The sequence below is a fragment of the Psychrobacter cibarius genome (assembly GCF_016107535.1).
Lineage (GTDB): Bacteria > Pseudomonadota > Gammaproteobacteria > Pseudomonadales > Moraxellaceae > Psychrobacter > Psychrobacter cibarius.
Window position 1 is genome coordinate 109,404 of record NZ_JABASQ010000006.1, and the last position, 19,043, is coordinate 128,446.

The 19,043-nt window shown below is 43.7% G+C and carries 14 protein-coding genes and 2 tRNA genes; 13 read left to right on the plus strand and 3 right to left on the minus strand.

From position 1 onward, the window contains the following. The first annotated feature begins 871 nt into the window (after window positions 1-871). The 6 genes from JFC08_RS06310 to JFC08_RS06335 all read left to right on the plus strand — a co-directional run bounded on the left by JFC08_RS06310 (window position 872) and on the right by JFC08_RS06335 (window position 8,108). Complete coding sequence (locus JFC08_RS06310) at window positions 872-2,905, plus strand: UvrD-helicase domain-containing protein (RefSeq protein ID WP_060490569.1); 2,034 nt, start codon at window positions 872-874, stop codon at window positions 2,903-2,905. Window positions 2,906-3,017: 112 nt separating this feature from the next. Continuing rightward, window positions 3,018-4,421 carry a magnesium transporter gene (mgtE, locus tag JFC08_RS06315; protein WP_083475673.1) on the plus strand — a complete coding sequence of 468 codons (1,404 nt, stop codon included), beginning with the start codon at window positions 3,018-3,020 and terminating at the stop codon, window positions 4,419-4,421. Window positions 4,422-4,531: 110 nt separating this feature from the next. Next, on the plus strand, window positions 4,532-4,996 hold the full coding sequence (gene dut / locus JFC08_RS06320; protein ID WP_045444733.1) for a dUTP diphosphatase: 465 nt from the start codon (window positions 4,532-4,534) through the stop codon (window positions 4,994-4,996). 90 nt (window positions 4,997-5,086) lie between these two features. Then, window positions 5,087-6,865, plus strand: a complete 1,779-nt coding sequence (locus tag JFC08_RS06325) for a phosphomannomutase/phosphoglucomutase (RefSeq protein WP_198330124.1) — start codon at window positions 5,087-5,089, stop codon at window positions 6,863-6,865. Between the two features lie 82 nt (window positions 6,866-6,947). Further along, window positions 6,948-7,862 carry an acetylglutamate kinase gene (gene argB / locus JFC08_RS06330; protein ID WP_055124537.1) on the plus strand — a complete coding sequence of 305 codons (915 nt, stop codon included), beginning with the start codon at window positions 6,948-6,950 and terminating at the stop codon, window positions 7,860-7,862. A gap of 12 nt (window positions 7,863-7,874) precedes the next feature. Beyond that, window positions 7,875-8,108 carry a hypothetical protein gene (locus JFC08_RS06335; RefSeq protein ID WP_055124538.1) on the plus strand — a complete coding sequence of 78 codons (234 nt, stop codon included), beginning with the start codon at window positions 7,875-7,877 and terminating at the stop codon, window positions 8,106-8,108. A gap of 31 nt (window positions 8,109-8,139) precedes the next feature. On the opposite strand, the gene JFC08_RS06340 is transcribed toward JFC08_RS06335, so the two are convergent. Continuing rightward, window positions 8,140-8,511, minus strand: coding sequence for a Spx/MgsR family RNA polymerase-binding regulatory protein (locus JFC08_RS06340; protein ID WP_198330125.1), 372 nt, complete (start codon window positions 8,509-8,511; stop codon window positions 8,140-8,142). 226 nt (window positions 8,512-8,737) lie between these two features. On the opposite strand from JFC08_RS06340, the gene leuS reads away from it, so the two are divergent. From leuS to holA, 3 genes are all read left to right on the plus strand, one after another. Continuing rightward, complete coding sequence (gene leuS / locus JFC08_RS06345; protein ID WP_198330126.1) at window positions 8,738-11,425, plus strand: leucine--tRNA ligase; 2,688 nt, start codon at window positions 8,738-8,740, stop codon at window positions 11,423-11,425. A 73-nt stretch (window positions 11,426-11,498) separates the two neighbouring features. Then, window positions 11,499-12,218 carry an LPS-assembly lipoprotein LptE gene (locus JFC08_RS06350; RefSeq protein WP_227697677.1) on the plus strand — a complete coding sequence of 240 codons (720 nt, stop codon included), beginning with the start codon at window positions 11,499-11,501 and terminating at the stop codon, window positions 12,216-12,218. 58 nt (window positions 12,219-12,276) lie between these two features. Then, the gene (holA, locus tag JFC08_RS06355) at window positions 12,277-13,350 is read left to right on the plus strand and encodes a DNA polymerase III subunit delta (protein ID WP_198330127.1); all 1,074 of its coding nucleotides are present in this window, start codon (window positions 12,277-12,279) and stop codon (window positions 13,348-13,350) included. Here the strand turns inward: holA and JFC08_RS06360 are convergent, their stop codons facing one another. Beyond that, window positions 13,351-13,809 carry an Imm63 family immunity protein gene (locus JFC08_RS06360; protein ID WP_198330128.1) on the minus strand — a complete coding sequence of 153 codons (459 nt, stop codon included), beginning with the start codon at window positions 13,807-13,809 and terminating at the stop codon, window positions 13,351-13,353. It abuts the gene before it with no gap. Between the two features lie 172 nt (window positions 13,810-13,981). Here JFC08_RS06360 and JFC08_RS06365 point away from each other — a divergent pair, with 172 nt between their 5' ends. From JFC08_RS06365 to JFC08_RS06380, 4 genes are all read left to right on the plus strand, one after another. Then, the gene (locus JFC08_RS06365; protein WP_198330129.1) at window positions 13,982-15,373 is read left to right on the plus strand and encodes a permuted SH3 domain-containing protein; all 1,392 of its coding nucleotides are present in this window, start codon (window positions 13,982-13,984) and stop codon (window positions 15,371-15,373) included. Window positions 15,374-15,450: 77 nt separating this feature from the next. Further along, window positions 15,451-17,448, plus strand: coding sequence for a MacB family efflux pump subunit (locus JFC08_RS06370; RefSeq protein WP_198330130.1), 1,998 nt, complete (start codon window positions 15,451-15,453; stop codon window positions 17,446-17,448). Between the two features lie 401 nt (window positions 17,449-17,849). Next, window positions 17,850-17,925: transfer RNA gene (locus JFC08_RS06375), tRNA-Lys, on the plus strand. 159 nt (window positions 17,926-18,084) lie between these two features. Then, window positions 18,085-18,160, plus strand: a tRNA-Lys gene (locus JFC08_RS06380). A 63-nt stretch (window positions 18,161-18,223) separates the two neighbouring features. On the opposite strand, the gene JFC08_RS06385 is transcribed toward JFC08_RS06380, so the two are convergent. Further along, window positions 18,224-19,012 (minus strand): MBL fold metallo-hydrolase, encoded by a 789-nt coding sequence (locus JFC08_RS06385; RefSeq protein WP_198330131.1) that lies wholly within the window; start codon window positions 19,010-19,012, stop codon window positions 18,224-18,226. Between the last annotated feature and the right edge of the window lie 31 nt (window positions 19,013-19,043).

Consider the following 19,043-nt stretch of genomic DNA (forward strand, 5'->3'; position numbering starts at 1 on the left):
TCAAGCTCAGCGCACATACTCACAAACTATAGAGTGGTAATAGCGACTGGCATAACGCAGACGAAAACACAAAGTAACTGCCATTGGGTCTTAATAACTCAATGGCTCATATAGATACTGTGCTGGTAATAACCAATTATCAAGCTTATTGACGACGATGTCAGACATGACCAACTATAGATACTCCGATGTATAACGGAGAAAGGCTGGTCGCCTAACGCATCTTCTAACAACGTAAGATCAACGTATTAAATCAATATCATATTCGATAGTTTATTTAATTGATTTAATAGCTCATTACACGTGGTCAACAATGACGAGACAACTGGCATAAATTATTTACGTACTATACGCATATCAGTGCCTAAAAGCTAGTTTTTAACTGTATTGAACGGTCACTTTATAGGTGAAAGAAACATGTTTTTTTTGCCATGAATTATGATATAGACGTTACCTTATATTAAGCCCAAATCCACATTTTTGAATGGACGCTAGTATATATAGTATAAGTCACGAAAAATTAACGCTTTTTTACTGGGTGCCGATCCTTGAACTCCTCCCCAATGTGACGGTTTTTGCTTTATAATAACCCGCCTAATTGCATGGTAGTATCAGCGGCTGTTTTAACGATGGCTCTCTTGATTAATTGTCACAAAATATTAATGGTCATGAGCGTGATTAGCGGATAGGTTGATTAACCTTATCGACGCCATGTTTTGATATCGAAATGATGCAACCAACTATAATGCTATGTTGCCATTTTGCGCTATCGATCTGCCTCATACGTGCCGTTTTTATCTCACTTAGCAACGCTTGATATCAACACTCGTCTTTTTTGCTTTCTTTTTGCTTTTGTCTTACAGGTCACCTTATGAGTCAACTTAATCCCAAACAACAAGAAGCGATGCTTTACGTATCCGGTCCATTGCTTGTGCTAGCAGGTGCCGGCTCCGGTAAGACATCGGTGATTACCCGCAAGATTGCGTATCTAATCGAAGAATGCAACATGCCAGCCGAGCGTATCACCGCGGTGACCTTTACCAATAAAGCGGCGCGCGAGATGAAAGCCCGTGTCAGTAAATTGCTGCCGAGTGAAAAAACTCGCGGGCTGACGGTGTCTACCTTTCACCAATTTGGGCTACAGTTTTTGCGCTATGAGCTGATTCATACCCCGCTCAAAGGTAACTTCTCCATCATGGACAGTGACGACAGTAAGCGTTTGCTGATGGAGCTGATGATGCGTGATAATTTAAGCGGCGCTGAAAGTCGTGAATTGGTCGGCAAAGCCATTAAAATGATTTCTGACTGGAAAAACGACCTAATTGAACCAGATAAGGCGATGGAAACCTTAGACGATCCAGAAGACATGATCTTCGCGACCCTCTATGCCTTATATGAGCGCAATTTGCGGGCTTATAACGCTGTTGATTTCGATGATTTGATTGTCCTGCCGACCAAGATATTACGTGAAAACAGAGAGCTGCGCGATAAATGGCAAAACCGTATTCGTTACTTGCTCGTCGATGAATATCAAGATACCAACACCGCCCAGTATGAGATGATTAAATACTTAGTCGGACCGCAAGGGCGTTTTACCGTCGTGGGCGATGATGATCAATCTATCTATGCGTGGCGCGGTGCTAAGCCTGAAAACATGGCACTGCTCAAAGAAGATTTTCCAAAATTAAAAATCGTCATGCTTGAGCAAAACTATCGCTCGACCACGCGTATTTTGACCTCTGCCAATGCCGTTATTACCAATAACGAGCATTTATTTGAAAAGAAACTCTGGTCAGATAAAGGTCAAGGCGAAAAAATTCGCATTATTAACTGTCGTAATGATGATGATGAGTCTGAGCGTGTGGCAAAAGAGATTGTTACTCATAAACTGCGTTTCGGTAATGAGTGGGAGCAATATGCCGTTCTATATCGCAGTAACTTTCAGGCGCGCATGCTAGAAGCGCAGTTGCGTCAATTGCAAGTGCCTTATAAATTATCGGGTGGTCAGTCGTTCTTTGCGCGTAGTGAAATTAAAGACATCATGGGCTATCTGCGTTTGATTCTGAACCCTGAAGATGACAGTGCGTTTTTACGTATTATCAATACGCCTAAGCGTGGAATGGGGCCAGCAACGCTAGAGAAGTTAGGCTTATTTTCACAAGAGCATAGCATCTCGCTACTCGCTTCTTGTACACACGCAGGGCTCGCGCATGTTTTACCGTCGAAGGCTTATGGTACGATAAAAGAGTTCGGTGAATTTATTGAACATTATACGCGTGAGCTCGATCAGCATCCTGACCCTGTACCTATCGTCCGCCAAATGATTGATGAAACAGGTTATATCGACTTTGTGCGTAGCGACGCCAAAACCCCGCAACAAGAAAAAAACCGTATCGATAATATTGATATGCTCTACACTAGTATTCAATCACTGATTAATCGCGCCGAAGAAGACGAAGATCGCACCATTGATACCATCATTCGTAAGCTGGTGTTGCTGGATATGCTCGAGCAACAGCAAGAAGAAGAAAACACCAACAAGGTTAACTTGATGACCTTGCATGCAGCAAAAGGTTTGGAATTTGATTTTGTGTATATCATGGGGCTTGAGGAAGAAATGCTACCGCACCGCAATTCTATCCTAAGCGAGACGGTCGAAGAAGAACGGCGTTTGATGTATGTGGGTATTACTCGTGCGCGTCGAGAGCTGACATTGACGCTCGCCACCCAGCGCCGCGCCGGTGGTCAGATGCGTGTCACTTCTGAGTCAAGATTTTTAGATGAGTTACCAGAAGAGCATATCGACTGGCCAGCCAAGGCAAAAAAGAAAAAAGCGACTAAAGACCCTGAAGCCGTTGCTGATGAATACTTGGCTAATATTCGCGCTTTATTGGGTAATCGTTAGCGTTAGGCTCAACGCTTGAGAGCATCACCAGTTAGCGACATGAGAAATTAGCACTTATTCGACATTCTAGTGTTTGTTATTATTTATACTTTCTAAAAACTTTGGAACCTTTATGCCTACCCCTATGCCTGATCAGGAACGACCATCTACGCTACAGGGAGATTATAATCCGGCAGAGTATAGCGGCGAATATAAACTTCTATACCTGCAAAGTTTGGTTGCTGACAAGGCATACGAGGCGATTACTGAGTTTTTAGAAAAGCAGTCCAAATATGAGATTGCGAGCCTATTAGAATCGTTCCCTAGCCAAAATCGCTTGTTGATTTGGGCACAAGTACCAGAAAACATCAAAGGCGAAGTACTTGCCGAGTTAGAGTTTGATACACGCCAGCCGCTGTTAGAAAACGTCTCATCGAAAGATATTTCCTTATTTACCCAAGACCTTGATGCGCAAGACATCTCTGAGATTTTAGACACCGTTACCGAAAGTGTGCGTACTTCGGTGATGGCAACCTTGGATGAAGACATCCGAGTGCAGGTCAATAAGCTCGATACCTATGCTGACTGGGAAGTCGGTCGTTATATGGATCCTGACCTCATTCAGATCAGGGATGATATCACCCTTGCAGAAGTACAGAACTGGCTACGAGAAAATGACGATTTGCTCGATGATGAAAGCCAAGAGCTGCTGGTCGTTGATCAAAGCCAACAATTACTTGGGCTGCTCAGTCTGGTCGATTTGATTAAACATGATCAAACTACCTTAGTCTCAGAATTGATTGATAACGCCATCACCATTAATGATCGCTTAGACATCCAAGATGCCGCAGCGATTTTTCGCTCAGAAGACATTCGTTTTGCCCCCGTTATTAACAGTCATGGCGAGTTGGTCGGTCAGTTAAATGGCGAGGACATCATGGAAATTATCCAAGATGATGTCGATAGCACCATGAAAAACCTCGCGGGTGTCAGCCAAGATGAAGAGCTGTTTGCGCCTATTTTAACCAGTGCCAAAAGCCGCAGTATTTGGTTAGGCATTAACTTGTGTACCGCCTTATTGGCTGCGGCTGTGATTGGTCAGTTCGAGGCGGTACTGGCAAAAGTGGTGGCGCTGGCGATACTCATGCCTGTGGTCGCGAGTATGGGCGGTATTGCTGGGTCACAAACTCTGACAGTGGTTATTCGTGGTATGGCGATGGGTCAAATCGGTGGTTCCAACCGTTTGTGGTTATTAAATAAAGAGCTGTGGGTCGGCGCGATAAACGGTATCATATGGGCGATAATCATGGCGATTATTGCCCAATTATGGTTTCATGACATTAAAATTAGCGCCGTCATTGGTTTTGCCATTGCCATTAATATGACTGCTGCTAACGTTTCGGGCATTAGTATTCCACTGCTCCTAAAACGCATGAATATTGACCCTGCCCTATCCGCCTCGGTTATTTTAACCACCGTGACAGATATCGTCGGCTTTATGTCATTCTTGGGTTTGGCGAGTGTGTTGATACTATAATCACATAGCCAACGTTCAAACTATATTATTTAGAAATCATATAGTTTAGAAATTATCTTATTTAGAAACAATATTATTTAGAAACTATCCAACCGTTAAGTGAGTGCGTTATGCAAGCTGTACAAGTTAAAGTATTAAACCCTAAAATTACTGAAGATAAAGCCTTCTCGTTACCGACACGCGCCACTGATGGCAGCGCTGGTATCGACTTGCGCGCTTGTATTGATGAGCCATTGACGATTAAAGCAGGTGCCACACATTTAATTGGTACTGGTTTGGCGGTTTATATCCAAGACCCTAACTTTGCAGGGATGATTTTACCGCGCTCAGGTCTTGGTCATAAGCACGGTATCGTCTTGGGTAATTTGGTTGGCTTGATTGATGCCGATTATCAAGGTGAGCTGATGGTCAGTATTTGGAATCGTAGTAATGAAGACTTTGTGTTGAATCCTGCGGAACGTATGGCACAATATGTAGTCGTACCCGTTGCCCGCCCTGAGTTTGAAGTGGTATCAGAATTTAGTGATACCAGTGCACGCGGTGCAGGCGGCTTTGGACATTCAGGCCGCCAATAATCAGTCATCATCACTGATTTGCCATTTTAATTGTATTTTAGTCATCACCAAATCACCATCACGTGAATCACGCCATAAGGAGAGTAAGCGATGCCGTCTTTTGCTGCGCAGCAATGCTTATTTCGTGCTTATGATATTCGTGGTTCACGCCAGCATTTTACCACTGACTTTATTCAAGCATTGGGCAAGGCATTTGCTCAGCTTTACAGTGCCGCAGATTGCGACTCAACCGCAGCTCCTGCCAAAGCTTGCCTGCCAAAACCAAGTATTGACCTTAAAAGAACCATCATTGTGCTTGGTTATGATGTGCGTCTCGGTAGTGATATTATCGCTCAGAGATTGGCTAATATACTGACTGAACATGGCTTACAAGTTATCCGACTGGGGTTAATCACTACCCCCATGATGGTTTTTTGGGCAGAGCAATACTCGGGTCATGGCATTATCGTCACCGCCAGTCATTCTGCTAAAGACATTTTAGGTATCAAATGGTTGGTCAACCATCAATCTCCGAGCCATGCAGAGATTCAGTTGCTTTGGCAAAAAACACGGGCTAACTATGCTTGCCACCTCAATCACTCTCAAGCACAGGTTGATGCTCAAAATACGCTGACAAATACAATTCCTAAGTCTATTTGCAATCAGCCCTTCAATTTATCTGATACACAAGTCGCGACGATTTATATTGAGGCTATCGCTCAAGTCTTTAAGCAAATCCATCCCTGTAATAAACCACTTCTCAAAGATAACCAACAACCATCTGGCATCCTTGATGTGGTGGTCGTCATAGACTGCATGCATGGGGCGACCAGCAATATCGCCCAGCGTTTATTTGAGCATTTTTGCCAGCAGGTCATCATGCTTAATGACCTCGCAGATGGGAGTTTTCCCTCTGGCAATCCTGATCCCACTGAACCACACCGTCTCGAACAATTACAGCGAAGTGTGCGTCAACATCAAGCAGATATAGGTATCGCTTTTGATGGCGATGGCGATCGCTTAATGATCGTCGATAATAGCGGTAAAGTTGTCACGCCCGATCACTTGCTATATTTATTAGCGCAAGTGGCGCTGACCGAACACCCTGAAACGCTGTGTTCTAAAAGCCCAGGCCATTCACAACTGCCCTCTCAAATCCTTTTTGATATTAAATGCTCCCATCATCTACCGAATCTCTTGTCTGAGCTTGGCGCAACACCTGTGCTCAGTAAAACTGGCAGCAGCTTTATGCGCCGACAGATGCAGCATTCTGCTGGTCAAATTGTCTTTGCGGGTGAATTGTCAGGGCATTTCATATTTAACGATAGCCGCTTTATTATTTATGATGACGCCATGTACGCGGCCTTGCGATTGCTGCATTGGCTAGCGGCTTACGATGCTCAGGGTGAAAAATCTCTGACTGATATTACAGAGCAATTGCCTGCTATGGTCAGTACGGCGGATCATTATTTGCCGATGCCTAAAACCCTTAAAAAAGACGATACTATCGTCGAGCAGCTGACCAAATTTTGTCAGTATTTACGTCAACTCGTAGAAGCGACTGTAGCAAAAGATTCTGGTGATCATTGGATAGCTACTAGCCAGCCATCGCTTTGCCGTTGTTCGATGAGTCGGCAATATATGACGTCCAAGCAAGCCAAATGCTTATTGCCAGTGGGGACGAAGCTGAGCTGTATTGATGGCGTGCGTTTGGATTTCGCCCATGGTTTTGGGGTGCTCCGCCAATCAAATACTAGTCACAATCTTACCGCACGCTTTGCTGGTGATAGCATAGAAGACTTACGCGACATTCAAGAAAAATTTGCCGCTTTATGTCGCCCATTTGATAAAAAACTGGCGGAACAAATTGTCGCTATTCCTGCCGAATAGTTTTGAGCAAAACAGTTACCGTCAAAGTAGTTGCTGTCACATAAAAATATGACTTTTTAATACCATAACTTAGGAGTTTATAATGACGCTTAATTTAGATGATGCCAAAAACACTGCTGAAGTATTGACCACAGCGCTACCTTATATCCAGCGCTTTGTCGATAAGCTTATCGTGGTCAAATACGGCGGCAATGCGATGACGGATCCTGCGCTTGAAAGCTCATTTGCCCGCGACATCGTCTTGTTAAAAACCGTTGGCATTCATCCCGTGGTCGTGCATGGCGGTGGTCCACAAGTGGATAATTTATTAAAAGAGTTGGGGCGTCAGTCAGACCGTATCGATGGGATGCGCGTCACCGATAAAAGCACCATGGATATCGTCGAGATGGTCTTAGGTGGTAGTGTCAACAAATCTATTGTTAGCTTAATTAACAAACACGGTGGCCGCGCTATCGGTTTGACGGGTAAAGATGCCAATTTAATCCTAGCCAAAAAACTGATGATGGAAAAAATTGGCGCAGATGGGATTGCTGTGCCTGTCGATTTAGGATTTGTCGGTGATGTGGTCAGTGTCAACAAAGACGTGATTAACATGCTCATTGCCTCTGACTTCATTCCCGTCATCGCGCCACTTGGTGTCGATAGCGAAGGCAATACGTACAATATCAATGCCGACTTAGTTGCAGGTAAAGTAGCCGAATTTTTACAAGCTGAAAAGCTCATGCTTCTAACCAATATCAAAGGTGTACTGGGTCGTGACGGCGAAGTCGTGACTGGACTCACCCCAAAGAAAGTCGACAGCCTCATTGAAGACGGCACTATCTCAGGCGGCATGATTCCCAAAATCCAATGTGCACTTGATGCGGTACGTAGCGGTGTAAAAAGCGCGGTGATCGTCGATGGTCGCGTGCCTCATGCCACGCTGTTAGAGATTTTTACCAATGAAGGGGTTGGTACATTAATCAGTCGTGATTTAGGCTCATCATTGGCCGAGTAGCAGGAGTAAATCATGGCATTGTGGCTCTGGTGTCTACTTTTTATCTTAGAAAGCCTGTATTGCTGGTGGATTATTGGCTATGGTGGCGCAAAATGGATAGAAGGGTGGAAGTCATTTTTCCTCATTGAGTGGTTTGCTCTAGATTGGAATGCTGAACAAATTCGCTTTTACGTCTTGCTTATATGGCTAGCAAGTGTGATTTGGTTTATTTTAGGTGTTATAAAGCCCGAGCTAAGAGGTTCTTAGCTCGGGCTTTATTGATGGTAGCCGTATTCTTTTACGAAAAAACGTTATCAAACTCAGCTTCATCATAACCGCATAATAATATATTCTTGTTTTTATCAGTCAGCTCACCTTCAACTATCGGACGCTTAATCATACTGGTATTTTCTACGAGCAAATCAATGGCGTTATCTAGACTAGTATCAGCCGCTTGCTTTTGACTGTCGTCTAGTTTGCGCCATGTCGTACCGCGCTTATTGAGCACTTTATCAATGCCTAATTCATCTACCCAACGCTTAACGCTATCTTTATCGATACCTTGTTTTTTATAATCATGAAATTCATAGCTGACGCCCAACTCATCTAACTTGGCAAAGGCTTTTTTCATGGTGCTGCAAGATTTGATACCGTAAATAGTGATGGTCATAAAAACTCCAAATCAATGATCATTATTCTGTTTATTATACCTAAGCCTATGGGTATTTGGTTTATGATAACCAAAACATTAAAAACCCGCTCAAATTTTCGAATTTGTATTCTTCGTCATGCGTAAACGCCCTATCATATCGTCGCAATTTTCGCCAAATTACGCTATGCTATGGCATTGTGAAATTTCACCCAATTTATTCGTATTAATCAATCTCGAGCCAACTATGAGCAATACTGTGACATCTGACCAAGCTGAAAACAATCATTATAACCCACAAGCGATAGAAGCGGCGCAGCAAGCCAAATGGGCAACTGACAAACGCTTTGAAGTGAGCAATGAGCCAAGCGATAAGCCAAGTCGCTATATGCTGTCGATGTTCCCTTACCCAAGCGGTAAGCTGCATATGGGTCACGTGCGTAACTATACCATCTCTGATGTACTGAGCCGTTACTATCGCCTCAAGGGCTATGAAGTCATGCAGCCTATGGGCTGGGATGGTTTTGGCTTGCCAGCAGAAAACGCGGCGATTGCTAACCAAACTCCACCTGCCAAATGGACGTTTGCCAATATTGACAGCATGCGCGCGCAGCTTAAATTACTGGGTTTGTCTATTGACTGGTCACGTGAATTTGCTACTTGCAGCCCTGAGTATTATCAGTGGGAGCAATGGTTGTTTTTACAGCTATACAAAAAAGGCTTGGTCTACAAAAAACTGTCAACAGTCAACTGGGATCCTGTTGATAATACCGTCTTAGCCAACGAGCAAGTCATCGATGGTAAAGGCTGGCGTAGTGGCGCTGCGGTCGAAAAGCGCGACATCCCAATGTATTACTTTAATATCACTGATTATGCTGACGAATTGCTCGATGATTTGGATCAACTAGAAGGTCACTGGCCATCAGAAGTATTGACCATGCAGCGCAACTGGATTGGTCGTAGCGCAGGCATGGAAGTACACTTCCCTTATGAGCTTGCTGGCGAGACCAATACCTTAGATGTGTTCACTACTCGCCCTGATACTTTGATGGGTGTGACTTATGTGGCGGTCGCCGCCGAACATCCGCTAGCGCAGTATGCGGCTGAGCATAATGAAGCGATTGCGCAATTCTGTGCGCTTTGCAAAAAAGGCTCAGTTGCAGAAGCAGACCTAGCTAAAGCTGAAAAAATCGGCATGGCTACTGGTCTTACGGTCACGCACCCACTCACTGGCGAAGAAGTGCCAGTATGGGTTGCCAACTATGTGCTTATGAGCTACGGCTCAGGCGCGGTGATGGCTGTCCCTGCTCATGATGAGCGTGATTATGAATTTGCGATTAAATATAGCTTACCCATCAAACAAGTCATCGATATCCCTGTCGGCTATTTCGATGCGTTGGAAGCAGATGCAAAGGCGAACGATACTGAGATTAATCGTGCTTATACCGAACGCAATATTTTGGTCAATTCAGGCGAATTTGACGGGCTAGACTTTGAGCAAGCATTTGAAGCAATGCTGACCAAACTAGAACCACAAGAGCTTGCTAAGAAAAAAATCCAATACCGTCTCCGTGATTGGGGTGTTTCTCGCCAGCGTTATTGGGGCTGTCCTATCCCAATGGTAAACTGTGAGCATTGCGGCACCGTACCTGTCGAAGAGCAAGATTTGCCCGTTGTCTTACCGACTGATGTCGTTCCTGATGGTCGCGGAAATCCATTGAAAAACATTCCAGAATTTGTCAATACGACATGTCCTAAATGCGGTAATCCTGCTGAGCGCGAAACCGATACCTTTGATACCTTTGTGGAGTCAAGCTGGTACTATGCACGCTTTGCAAGCCCAAATGATGCGCAAAGCATGGTCAACAAATCTGCCGCCAATAAGTGGCTGCCTGTCGATCAATACATCGGCGGTGTTGAGCACGCGGTGATGCATCTACTTTATGCACGCTTCTTCCATAAACTGATGCGTGATGAAGACTTGGTGTCAGGAAATGAGCCGTTTGCTAATTTGATGACGCAAGGCATGGTATTGGCAGGGACATTCTATCGCCTAAATGCGGATGGCAGTACTACCTACTATTTTGCAGAAGACATTGATATCGACTATGACGAACGTGGTCAACCGATTAAAGCCATCTTAAAATCTGATGGGCAGCCGGTGACCATTGGCAAAATCGAAAAAATGTCTAAGTCAAAAAATAACGGTGTCGATCCGCAAATTACTATAGATAAATACGGCGCTGATACCGTTCGTCTCTATACGCTCTTTACCGCGCCTGCGGATCAAACGCTAGAATGGTCAGATGATGCGCTCAAAGGCCCTTATAACTTCGTTAAAAAAGTATGGCGTATTGCTACTGAACACATGCAAGCGCTTACTGCCGCGAACCTAAGTATCGAGACGCTGAACAATGAAGCTTTGAGCACTGATGGCTTAAGCAAAGAAGCCAAAAACTTACGCCGTAAAACCCATGAAACCATTGCTAAAATTGATAGTGATTTGGGTGATCGTTTGGCATTGAACACGCCTGTATCAAGTTTGATGGAGCTTGCCAACGAGCTGACAGGCTTTATGGCCAATAGCAAGCAAGACCTACAGGTACAGCATGAGGCATTGACGGATCTGCTGATTATGCTATCCGTATATGCGCCGCACATTGGTGAACATTTACTTGAGCAATTGGGTTTAGATACCATTACCTTGAATTATCCAGAAGTTGATAAAAGCGCTCTGGTACAAGATATGATCACGATGGTAGTACAGGTCAATGGTAAAATGCGCGGTAAAATGGATGTAGCCCCAAATAGCGATCCAGAACAGCTAAAAGCACAAGCACGTTCAATGGAAAGTGTGGCAAAATTCTTGACTGGCGACATCAAAAAAGAAATCGTCGTCCCTAATAAGCTGGTAAACATCGTGGTGGTAGGCTAGATTTTTTAGGCTCAGTACTTTTTATTAGTTTAATGATTAGTCTGAGCCTTTTCATAATATTAGGATAGCGATTATGTCGTATAAATATCGAGCAGGTCAGTCCCCCAAAGCCAGCTTAAGCAAAAAAGACGCTTTTGCCAAAAAATCAAGCGGACAAAAACTGGCGGCGGCTTTTCTGACTGCCCTGCCAATGTTTACGCTACTAGGTGCAACGGCAGCTATTAGTGGCTGCGGCTTTCAACTGCGGGGCTATGATGCACCGATGCTGCTTGATGTCGCCAAAACAGCCGTGATTCTAGAAGACAATCGCACCTCATTTCCGCTTAAGCTGCCATTGACAAGACGCCTAAAAACTTTAGGTGTTGATGTCATTGACAACATGACAGCAGCTGATGTTGCGAACAATAACAAACAAGCAAGTGCTGAACCCATTGCCGCTATCACCATCAATAACGTCCGTTTTAAGCGTTATGAGCTGGTCGGTGTCTTGACAGAGATACGCTTGGTACTTTCAGCAGATGTCAGCTATCAGACCATGGAAAATGGCAAACCAATTACGCTAAGCAACCCTATCCAAGTCGAGCGTAGCTATCAATATAATGAAGCATCGGTAAGCACTGATGATCAGCAAGGCGATCAAATTCGTGACTGGCTCTATGACAGTTTGGCACGCCGAATTACTGATCAATATGTCGCCATCTCCCTACCCAAGGTCAGCTCTTCTGGAGTCAGACAATCTGTGCAAAGCGGTAATGGCTCAACATCGATCGCGGTGGTGGTGCCAAACCCATAGTTTATAATGCGCAACATATTCCACGTTTATTTTCATCAATCTGTGTACTTATTACCCTATGCAAGATACCTTTATACAAGCCTATCCAAAGCTACTACAGCCTTCCGTTGCAGTCGCGGGCTTGTGGCTGGCGCATGGTGATGAGCCACTACTCAGTCAATGGCTCATCGATGCCCTGCGACCACATTGGCGCGCGCAGAATTACGCGATTAAGCGTATTGAGCTGATTTCCGTCAAGAGCTGGCAAGAGGTATTGTCAGAGCTTGGCAGTCAGTCTTTGTTTGACGACGCCAGCGCTTTGATCGTGACGGGCAATCACAAACCTGACAAAGCCGTCATCGCTGAGCTTGAGCGCTTTGCCGTTGAAGCTCAAACAGGGACGCACAGTCATAGTTTATTATGGCTCACGCCCAAGCAAGACAAACGAGCGCAAAGCAGCAAGTGGTTTACGCCATTTGCTCAATATGGTCATGTCATTGATTGCAATTTATATAATGAGCAGCAACGACAGCAGCTACTGCAAATACAAGCTCAGCAGTTTGGTTTACGGCTATCGCAAGAGGCGTGGCAGCTGCTTATGTCGCATACTGAGCACCATCTGCTAAGCGCTTATCAGACCTTATGGCGGCTCTCCTATTTATTTGCGCCGCAGCTAGTCGCTAAGAATATTGAGGCTAGTCATCAGGCTGACCACTCTACACAACTTTCAAACAATGTTGCCTTAGACATTAAGGATCTACAAGCCGCGTTGGTCAGTGATGCACAATTTAGCGTCTTTGATTTATCGGATGCCATGCTTGCCGGTAACAGCACGCAAGTCGCTAAAATCTTGTTTCAGCTGAAAGCCACCGACGAGCCAACCACCTTGGTATTATGGGCGATTAGTAAAGACATGCGGCAAATTATGCAGTTGATGGATGGGCAAGACCCGCAAGCGCTTGGTATTTGGCGTAGCAAACAAGGGTTGTACCAGCAAGCTTGCCGTCGCCAGTCAAAAACTCAAACGGCTGAATGGCCTGCCCTGCTTTATAAATGTGACCAAGCCATCAAAGGGCTCGTGCGTCAGCCAGCGTGGGAGTTATTATTGCAGGCAGCGTTAGAGCTATCTGGAAAGCGTTTGTTTGTCGTTTAATCATTTGAAGAAATTTAACAACTTGTTTAACCAAGTTTTCTTATCGTAAGTTCTGTTATTAACTGAATAAGGAAAGTTTTTTAAAGTTTCTGTTATATCTGCTTCTTTTTTTCTACCCCATTCATGATTTAGCTGCGTCATAAGTTCAATTTGCTTATTAAAGCGTATAACTCTTTGATCTTCACTCATGACACTATTCTCTTGCTCATACTCGCCTGCTACCCTAGACGTTACCATCTCAAAAAACTCATAAATGAAATCATCTACATCTAAAAAAGATTCTCTAGATAACTCACTACCGCGCTCACATATTACATAGTGGTAATAGCCACCGCTTATCTCTAAGTGTGGTTCCCCGAATCCAGATGGCTTTTTTCTTAAGATCACATCATTGGTACTCAACCCTATTTTTCTACCATAATCATTAACTATATCTTGAACTTGCTGATGATTTAGCATCATAAAATCCTTGTTTCAATATGAAGAATTTTACTACCCTAACCTACGTTCAGATTATTATATTTTTTTTTACAAAACCACCTTAACCTTTCTTAAACTAATTACCATTCCCTTTTGGACTTCAAGCCTCTACTATATGTACACTTGATTTCATTGTGACTGGATTGTTGTTATGCGCAAAATAAGCAAAAAATCTGCTATTAAATGGGGGGTTATCGCCTTAATTGTCATAGCATTATTGGCTTTGGCCTATCATTTCTTAAAACCAAAAGATATCATGCCCAATTACTTAACGGCTACCGCTGAAATTGGTGATATTGAAAACAATGTCATGGCTTCTGGCAAAGTTAAAGCGCTAAATACCGTTGATGTCGGCGCGCAAGTATCTGGTGAAGTAAAACGCCTCTACGTTGAGGTTGGTGATGAAGTGCAGCAAGGTGACCTCATTGCTCAGATTGATCAAGTCACTCAAAATAATAACTTGAGTAACGAACAAGCCACTTTGGAGCAAAGCGTAGCCGCTATTGAAAGCGCTCAAGCAGAAGCACTAAGTCGTCAAGCTGGACTCAAAAGTGCGCAAGCCGATCTTGCAAGTCGTCAAGCTGAATTAAGACAAGCACAAGCAGATTTTTCACGCCTGCAAGGATTACTCGCTATCGATGCGATATCACAACAGGATTACGATACACAGGCAACAAAAGTTCAAACAGCGCAGGCAGCGGTCGCCAATGCACGCGCTGCTATTGATACAGCACAAGCCGCCATTGCAACAGCCACTGCAAACATTAATAGCCAACAAGCAGCATTACGAAAGTCTCAAACCAATGTCGCAACGGCTCAAGAAGACCTTAGCTATACAACGATTCGCGCGCCAATATCAGGTACTGTCGTCTCAGTGACCACAGAGCAAGGCACGACGGTCAATGCCAATCAAACAGCCCCGACCATCGTAACTTTAGCAGATTTGTCTACTGTTAGAATCAACGCTCAAATCTCTGAGGCTGATGTCATTAATGTCAAAGCAGGCATGCCCGTTTACTTTAATATCATTGGTAATCCTGACCAAAATTTTGATTCCGTACTTAGAGCAATTGAGCCTGCCCCTGAAATGATTAGTGAAACCAGCTCTACTGACTCTGCTATCTATTATGTCGGCTACATCGAAGTGCCTAATACTGATCGTCGCTTTCGTATTGATATGACGGCTCAAGTTTATATCATCATCAACGAAGCAAAGAATGCTTTATTGATCCCCTCTGCTGCACTGCAAACTGGCAAAAATGCTAGTAAATCGCCCCGCAATGCCGATATAGCTAAAACCGACAGTGAAACTCAAAAAAAGGTACAAAAGAGTAATCAAGACGATACTCAAAAAAATGCCACTACCGCTATCGTCCGAGTCTTACAAGCAGATGGTAATGTGGTTGAGCAAACGGTCACAGTTGGTATCAATAACCGAGTCAACGCTCAGATTTTGAGTGGTTTGAATGAGGGTGATGAGGTGATACTAAGCGAAGAAGGTCCAAAGAAACAAAGTAAAGGCGGTGGTGGACGTCCATTCTAATAAATCAGACATGCTAAAAAATAGCTTTAGATTACAAAAAACGCTTCTGATATTGACTGATATAGGCAACCACATAAATGGATACTAAAAACCCCATTGTAAATACGGCAGCAGATGCCCCTTTGATGCAAGTCAAAGGGCTGATTAAAGAGTTCAATGCTGGTGAGCAAACCATTCGTGTGCTACACGATATTGATTTAACCATTAATCAAGGCGAAATGGTTGCCATCATCGGTCAGTCTGGTTCAGGCAAGTCCACTTTAATGAATATTTTGGGCTGCTTAGATAAAGCAAGCGCGGGCGATTACCAAATATTTGGGAAATCGGTCAGTCAGCTTGATGCTGATGAGCTGGCTGAACTACGCCGCGAGCATTTTGGCTTTATTTTTCAGCGATATCATTTATTAGGTGATATCAATGCACGAGACAATGTCGCTGTTCCAGCGGTTTATGCAGGTATGGATGGACACACACGCAGCGAGCGAGCCATAAAGCTCCTGTCGGATCTAGGATTAGGAGATAAAACCACCAATCGACCAAACCAGCTCTCAGGTGGTCAGCAGCAGCGCGTTTCTATCGCTCGTGCGCTAATGAATGGCGGTGATATCATCTTAGCTGATGAGCCAACTGGCGCGCTAGACAGCAAGTCTGGTGAAGATGTGATGCAAATTTTGTATGACCTAAAAGCCAAAGGTCATACTATTATCATGGTCACTCATGACCCTAAGCTCGCAGCGCAAGCCGAACGTGTCATTGAACTCAAAGATGGCCACGTTATCGCTGATTATAAAACCGAACACTATCATCCAACCCATATCCAACCTGAGCCGATTTTAGACAATAATCGTAAAGGGGCTTTTAGTGGCTTTATTGATCGCTTGTTTGAAGCATTCAAAATGTCACTACTGGCGATGCGTGCTCATAAGATGCGCACATTATTGACCATGCTTGGTATTATCATTGGTATCGCCTCAGTGGTCTCAGTGGTCGGGCTTGGCAAAGGCTCTCAAGAACAAATTTTATCAAATATTAGCTCACTGGGTACCAACACCATCACCGTTATTGACGGCTACCCTTACGGCGACCCAAGGCGAAGTTTTGGTGATGACAACTTAACACCTGATGACGCGCAAGCAGTCGCCGACCAGCCCTACGTCATTAGTGTCAGTCCACAGCTTGATAGCAATATGAATGTACGCTATCGCAATATACAAGAAGCCGCCAGTATCAGCGGCGTCGGTGAAGATTATCTGGATGTGAGTGGAGAGAAACTCGCTCAAGGTCAAGGCTTCGATGAACAAAGCATCTCACTCCGTACTCAAGACATCATTATCGATGATAACGCCCTGCAAACTTTCTTCCCTGACAATCCCAACCCTATCGGTGAAGTGGTACTGATTGGCAGTGTTCCTGGACGTGTCATCGGTGTACTTGAGCCTAACAGTAGTGGCTTTAGTAGAAATACGGATACACCAACGTTTTATATGCCTTACACAACTATGATGTCACGTCTCATAGGCAGCACCTATATCGAAAGCTTTGTTGCACTTATCGATAATAATATATCGTCTGCTGCCGCTGAAGCCGCTATTTCCAGTCTAATGACAAGCCGACACGGCACTGATGATTTTCGTATACGAAACTCAGATTCTATCCGTGAGACTATCGAATCGACGACTGGTGCATTGACCCTACTGATATCCTCAATAGCCATTATCTCTTTGATTGTTGGTGGCATCGGAGTGATGAATATTATGTTGGTATCAGTGACCGAGCGTACGAACGAAATAGGTGTACGCATGGCAGTAGGTGCACGCCAAAATGATATTATGCAACAGTTTCTCATTGAAGCCATACTGGTTTGTATTTTAGGTGGTTTGCTAGGTATTGGATTGGCATTTGCCATCGGCGAGCTGATTAACCGAGTGGGCGGTGATAGCTTCCAAGTGATTTACTCATCAACCTCTATTATTGCTGCATTTATATGTTCAACACTGATTGGTGTCGTATTTGGATTCTTGCCAGCGCGTAATGCTGCTAAATTAGACCCTGTTGAAGCACTGTCTAGGGACTAAAACGTCGCGACTGACGTTTTAAATAGGCATTTACTGTCATGAAACAGCCACCAATAAGCCAAATTATATAAAAAAACGCATTTTTTCGCATTAATTGCACTTTTTTTATATTACGGGGTTGTAATTGTCCTGATAGTGTATATAATGTGCTCTCACGTTTAGGGATAGAAATTCTTTAAACGTTGAAACAAACTTAATGCCTATTTTAATGTTGATTGACCTAATATTAAAAATTAAGTTTAAAGACATTTTTTAGATGTCTAGTTTTAATAAGTTTGCCTTTAAGGAAACTTATCTTGTAGTAGATATAAACCTAGTAAAGGTATAGAGTTTTTAGAATTTACGAAAATGTAAATCCTCTTGCACTCAGATGAAGCACTACTTCATTTTATCTTCGCTCAGGGCCGATAGCTCAGTTGGTAGAGCAGTTGACTTTTAATCAATTGGTCCCGCGTTCGAGTCGCGGTCGGCCCACCATATTTAGTATTATGCTTGTTGTGTACATTGCCCTATCAGGTATTGGCATAATAAGTAACAAAGTTTAAGAAGCTTTCTTTTAGAAAACTTCACCGAATTTACGAAGTTGTAAATTCACTTGCAGAGTTAAAAAAGCCATGCTTTTTTATACACTCTTCAGGGCCGATAGCTCAGTTGGTAGAGCAGTTGACTTTTAATCAATTGGTCCCGCGTTCGAGTCGCGGTCGGCCCACCATATTTAGAAAGCCCAGTCATTATATTAATAATGACTGGGCTTTTTTTTATTTAAAATTTCACTTTATTTTTTACGGTTTCGTTTAAAAATAGTGAAGTCAGTGTCTTTTCGCCACAGTAGCTTATGCTTAATCGTGTCTTTGATCGTCCGTGGATGCTTGGGTGCTTGCGTAATCAGCATATCAAACGTTGCTGCATCTATTGCCAGCTCACGCCCATGTGCCATCATAACCATAGAAGGTTTTAACGCCTTTATTCTTTGTAGTGACTGAATATAGACTTTAGGATCATAAATAGGAAAAGGCGCCACAAACTTATGACGCAGTTTGATAATGAGGTCGGCCGTATAGACTTGCCGACTTGGTATATGAAATAGAGATAAATCACGATCTGTATGTCCGGGTGTTTCCAGCACTTGCCATTCATCAAATTTCGGCACACTATCCCCATCTTTAACGGTGATATCAGGTGTAAGATGGGCGGGATAATACAGGTTTTTAAGGGAGCGACCTTGACGTCTCGCCACATAATGCGCAAGATTTATGTCCACAAAATGCATGGCATGCCCACCGATACCGCTATACCATTGACGTTTTTTTTCTGCCGAAACAATGATACAGCCCGTCTCTTTTCTGAATTGATGAGCGCCGCCTGCATGATCAGGATGCATATGGGTCACCACAACGACTTTGAGATCGCTGATTGGTCGCTGTAACGTCGTTCTAATATAATCTAATACCATTGCTACATCAGGGCGGCAACCACCGTCCAGCAGCATAATTTTGTCTGGATATACCGCAAGATAAGTACTTTGAATATATCCTTCTAAACGTACAATTTCACATAAACTCATTTGCATTCCCTGCTACATGATTGCTCACTGT

Coding starts and splice junctions, on each gene's coding strand:
- JFC08_RS06335 (WP_055124538.1), top strand. CDS start 7,875: ATGGCATTGTGGCTCTGGTGTCTACTTTTTATCTTAGAAAGCCTGTAT.
- argB (WP_055124537.1), top strand. CDS start 6,948: ATGACGCTTAATTTAGATGATGCCAAAAACACTGCTGAAGTATTGACC.
- holA (WP_198330127.1), top strand. CDS start 12,277: ATGCAAGATACCTTTATACAAGCCTATCCAAAGCTACTACAGCCTTCC.
- JFC08_RS06365 (WP_198330129.1), top strand. CDS start 13,982: ATGCGCAAAATAAGCAAAAAATCTGCTATTAAATGGGGGGTTATCGCC.
- JFC08_RS06385 (WP_198330131.1), bottom strand. CDS start 19,012: ATGAGTTTATGTGAAATTGTACGTTTAGAAGGATATATTCAAAGTACT.
- JFC08_RS06340 (WP_198330125.1), bottom strand. CDS start 8,511: ATGACCATCACTATTTACGGTATCAAATCTTGCAGCACCATGAAAAAA.
- dut (WP_045444733.1), top strand. CDS start 4,532: ATGCAAGCTGTACAAGTTAAAGTATTAAACCCTAAAATTACTGAAGAT.
- JFC08_RS06325 (WP_198330124.1), top strand. CDS start 5,087: ATGCCGTCTTTTGCTGCGCAGCAATGCTTATTTCGTGCTTATGATATT.
- JFC08_RS06310 (WP_060490569.1), top strand. CDS start 872: ATGAGTCAACTTAATCCCAAACAACAAGAAGCGATGCTTTACGTATCC.
- JFC08_RS06370 (WP_198330130.1), top strand. CDS start 15,451: ATGGATACTAAAAACCCCATTGTAAATACGGCAGCAGATGCCCCTTTG.
- JFC08_RS06360 (WP_198330128.1), bottom strand. CDS start 13,809: ATGCTAAATCATCAGCAAGTTCAAGATATAGTTAATGATTATGGTAGA.
- JFC08_RS06350 (WP_227697677.1), top strand. CDS start 11,499: ATGTCGTATAAATATCGAGCAGGTCAGTCCCCCAAAGCCAGCTTAAGC.
- leuS (WP_198330126.1), top strand. CDS start 8,738: ATGAGCAATACTGTGACATCTGACCAAGCTGAAAACAATCATTATAAC.
- mgtE (WP_083475673.1), top strand. CDS start 3,018: ATGCCTACCCCTATGCCTGATCAGGAACGACCATCTACGCTACAGGGA.